Annotated in this window: 5 protein-coding genes; 2 read left to right on the plus strand and 3 right to left on the minus strand. The window is 51.5% G+C overall.

Translation table 11 applies throughout. The features are described from left to right. Positions 1 to 406: 406 nt before the first annotated feature. On the plus strand, positions 407 to 553 hold the full coding sequence (locus tag AP057_RS11345) for a small acid-soluble spore protein P (RefSeq protein WP_011230843.1): 147 nt from the start codon (positions 407 to 409) through the stop codon (positions 551 to 553). Positions 554 to 738: 185 nt separating this feature from the next. Here the strand turns inward: AP057_RS11345 and AP057_RS11350 are convergent, their stop codons facing one another. Both AP057_RS11350 and AP057_RS11355 read right to left on the minus strand, forming a co-directional pair. After that, complete coding sequence (locus AP057_RS11350) at positions 739 to 999, minus strand: PTS lactose/cellobiose transporter subunit IIA (RefSeq protein WP_055358760.1); 261 nt, start codon at positions 997 to 999, stop codon at positions 739 to 741. A 28-nt stretch (positions 1,000 to 1,027) separates the two neighbouring features. After that, a complete protein-coding gene (locus tag AP057_RS11355; protein WP_055358762.1) occupies positions 1,028 to 1,678 on the minus strand; it encodes a cell wall hydrolase in 651 nt (216 codons plus the stop codon). 324 nt (positions 1,679 to 2,002) lie between these two features. On the opposite strand from AP057_RS11355, the gene AP057_RS11360 reads away from it, so the two are divergent. After that, a complete protein-coding gene (locus AP057_RS11360) occupies positions 2,003 to 2,437 on the plus strand; it encodes a DUF2621 domain-containing protein (RefSeq protein WP_055358764.1) in 435 nt (144 codons plus the stop codon). 179 nt (positions 2,438 to 2,616) lie between these two features. Here the strand turns inward: AP057_RS11360 and AP057_RS11365 are convergent, their stop codons facing one another. Beyond that, complete coding sequence (locus AP057_RS11365) at positions 2,617 to 3,096, minus strand: CcdC family protein (protein WP_369813961.1); 480 nt, start codon at positions 3,094 to 3,096, stop codon at positions 2,617 to 2,619. Positions 3,097 to 3,536 lie beyond the last annotated feature (440 nt).

The following is a 3,536-nucleotide window of genomic DNA, read 5'->3' on the forward strand; positions in this document are numbered from 1 at the left end:
GACAGGCCTAAGGCCTCCCCCTGCGAACGGAAGAATCGTTGGACAACGRGATGACACCGGAGAAGCTGGCGTGATTTTATCCATTCGACCTTGAGTCCCCAAAGGAGCTTGGCCGGCCTCCGCCTGATGACGAGACCGAACGAGGGAATGTTGGCGCGAAGACGCCCGGAGACATGGGAGGGTTCGTCCTCATCAGCGACGCGGAGATCCAAAGGGTGCATCGAATACGCTTCCCCCACGGCAGGAAAATATAACCAGCCGTGGCCGCGAAGCGCACCCTAGGTCTGTAAGATATCCACAAAACTGAAAAAGGATGTAAGAGATTTTGTCGAAAAATATTTTTTGGACACCCCTGAGGGGCCGAAAAGCCTTGATAAATCAACATTTCTAGAGGGAGGGACAACAAATGACGAACAAAAACGACGGCAAAGATATGCGCAAAAACGCCCCAAAAGGCGACAATCCTGGGCAGCCGGAGCCGCTTGACGGTTCGAAAAAAGTGAAGAACCGCAATCACACGCGGCAAAAACATAACACAAGCCATGATATGTAAACCGCTCGGCTGAAGGGCGGCGTGCCCCCCGTTCCGTTTGTCAAGAAGGAGCGGGGAGCGCCGCCTCGTTCAACCGGCAGCAAACGTTGGGGCAACTGTTTTGATGCCGTTTTGTTTACATAATTAAATTATGGTTACATCATTGGTTGCCAAAACTCGTCCGAGTGAAACGGGCGTGTTGGCCTTTACGATTGAATGTGTTCATACAAATCGACGAATTCAGCCGCCAACTCTTTGACGGCAATCGCTGTCATCAAATGGTCTTGGGCGCGCACCATCAGCAGCGTCACAGCCGTAGACTGCCCTCCGGCTTCCGGCTGTCGCAACGACGTTTGCAGCTCGTGAGCGGCTTGCCGTTCTGCCCCAGCCTGCTCCAACAGCCGGCGCGCTTCGGATAGTTTCCCCTGCTTGGCGGCGGCGATTGCCTTATGGAGCCATACGGCCAAAAAGAAACAGAGCCTGTCCCGGCTCTGTTCACTTCGCAAAGACATGGTGCCCGATGCGAATCGTCACCGGACGCGATAACATCCACTTGTCTTTTGTGATTTTCGGATTGTAGAAATAAAGCGAGCCACGGCGGTCGTTTGGGAATAAGGCCAGCGCCTTGTCGACCGCCTCGTAATCTTGCTTGGTCGGCTGAATGCGGGTCAATTTCCCCGTTTTCACCGGCACAAACGCATAGCCGGATTTCGTTTTTTGATAAATGACGCCGCGCACCGTCTTTGGAAACTCTGGGTGCGTTGTACGGTTTAAAACGACAAGCGCCACTTCCACCTTGCCGGCAAACGGCTCGCTCGAGCCGGTCTCCGCCTGCACGAGCTGAGCAAGCAGCTTTCGGTCGGCGGCGGTGAGCGAAATCGCCTTTTTGCCGGCTGATGCCAAGGCGGGACGCTTCGCAGCCGCCGGGACTTTCAATTTCGCGCCAATGCGGATCGTATCCGTTTTTAAACTGTTCAGCGATTTTAGTGAAGCCACCGTTGTATGATATTGTTTGGCGATTTTCGACAGCGTATCGCCTTTTTTCACTTGGTAGTATGTATAGGAGCTCGCCGCTTCCGCCAGCACCGATTGTGAACCAAGCGCCAGACTGCAAGTTATGGCCAGCGCTGCAATTGTTTTCTTCATTTCCATCATCCACCTTGCCTCCATCGTTCTTCCTGTTTCTCTTTTCTTACTAGATTAACAGGCAAAACTAGGCGCGTCACTGTCTTTCATTTCCAGACGAGCGGGCAGCCTATTTCAAAATCATTGACGCTCTAGGACGGGGCAGGCATCTTTACAGTTGCGTTACAGTTGCGTTACGGATCGTAACAGAACGCTGGACGCGCTCTCAATGCTTGCCAAGCCTTGCGCTTTTCGACATAATAATAGACGAAACTTGTCCTCTGCCGCCCTGCTTGTTGCGGACAGCAGAAGACAAACTCTCGATCAGTAGTTGGGGTGGTCATCGTGCTGACCGGATGGTTTCTTTGGTTTATTTTGGTTTGGGTTGTCTTTTTGCTTGTCATGATGTCGATCGGCGGCTTTTTTATGTTCCGCAAATTTTTGAAACGACTGCCGAAAGAAGATGGAAAATCGGAACTCGACTGGCAGGAGTATTATATTGAGCAGACGCGCCATTTATGGAGGGATGAAGAAAAGGCGCTACTTGAGGAGCTTGTCCGCCCTGTGCCCGAACTGTTTCGCGACGTGGCCCGGCAAAAAATCGCCGGCAAAATCGGCGAGCTTGCCTTGAAGGAGCAGGCGCCGCGCATCACACGCGATTTGCTCATTCGCGGCTACATCATCGCAACCCCCAAGCGCGATCATAAATTTTTGATCCGGACGTTGCAAGCGAAAAACATCGATCTCGCCCCATATCAACATTTGTTGGAAAGCCGCTGACGCTCATCCGAACCGACAGATGAGCCGGCGGCTTTTTCACCGTTTCGCCTCGCGGCTCGCTGCGGCCGCTGCGCGGCAAACAAGAGGCAGATCTCAACGAAAACGCAACGTTTGACGCCTCGCGGCCGTTTTATGCACTTGGCGCAAGAAAAGGCGTCCACATTCTCTCGGACGCCTTTTCACGTAAGAATCGGCGATTTCAGCCGCGCCGCCAGCTTTCTATACGAAACATACATCGCAATCCGCCATGGGACGATCATTGAAAACGCGAGCAAATAAAACATGCCGCTTAACTGGTGATAGTCGATCGTTCGACCTAAATACGTTTTCAAGCCAAGACGAATGACAATCAACCCGAGCAAAATCCAAATAAAGGATTTTGAGCGTTTCAAATAAATATCGTTGCCACGGATTTCAAATTTCGACGTTTTAATGAGAAACAGCGAGAAGAACAGGCCGAGAATGACCGCCTCAATGAGCTCCCCGCGTGTGACGCGAAAGACTGGATCGATGAACATGAGCGCCCCAGTGCTCATAAACAGCGGCGGCAAAATAATTTTTTTGGCATTCGTCGGCTTTTCTGACGCCTTCATGCGCACAAAAAAGATGAAAAACGCCATTACAACGGCGATGAGCGATGTAATGAACGCCAAAGCCATCACCTTCTTCCAGCAAAATTCATGGACAACGCTATCATTATAACAAAAAACGCGGCATTTGTGGTGTACGACTGTTTCGCCTTGCGGTTTTTGAACTTGGGAAATCCAGCGCGGCCAGAAAAGATCCATGGGCAATGGTTTGCCCTCCACCCAGGGATGAAAATCCCCCTTTTCTTCCCATAATGAAGAATAGGCGCAAACAGTTCAACAGGACGTTATGCTTAATGGTGGCTTAGATCCTGTACGGAAAAGTGTTTGAATCCACTGGGTGCACCACCCATTGTCCGCCCTTTCCCGATGCGGAGGAAAGGTGACGACGAACGGAAAACTGCCGCATTTCTCCCGTGGATTCGCTGTTTGCGCACTCGATCATCGAAAAGGAGGATTTTCATCATGGATGTCATCTATCCTCGCTGCGCAGGATTGGATGTGTCTCTTAT

The sequence above is a fragment of the Geobacillus sp. Sah69 genome (genome assembly GCF_001414205.1).
Classification (GTDB): Bacteria; Bacillota; Bacilli; order Bacillales; family Anoxybacillaceae; genus Geobacillus; species Geobacillus stearothermophilus.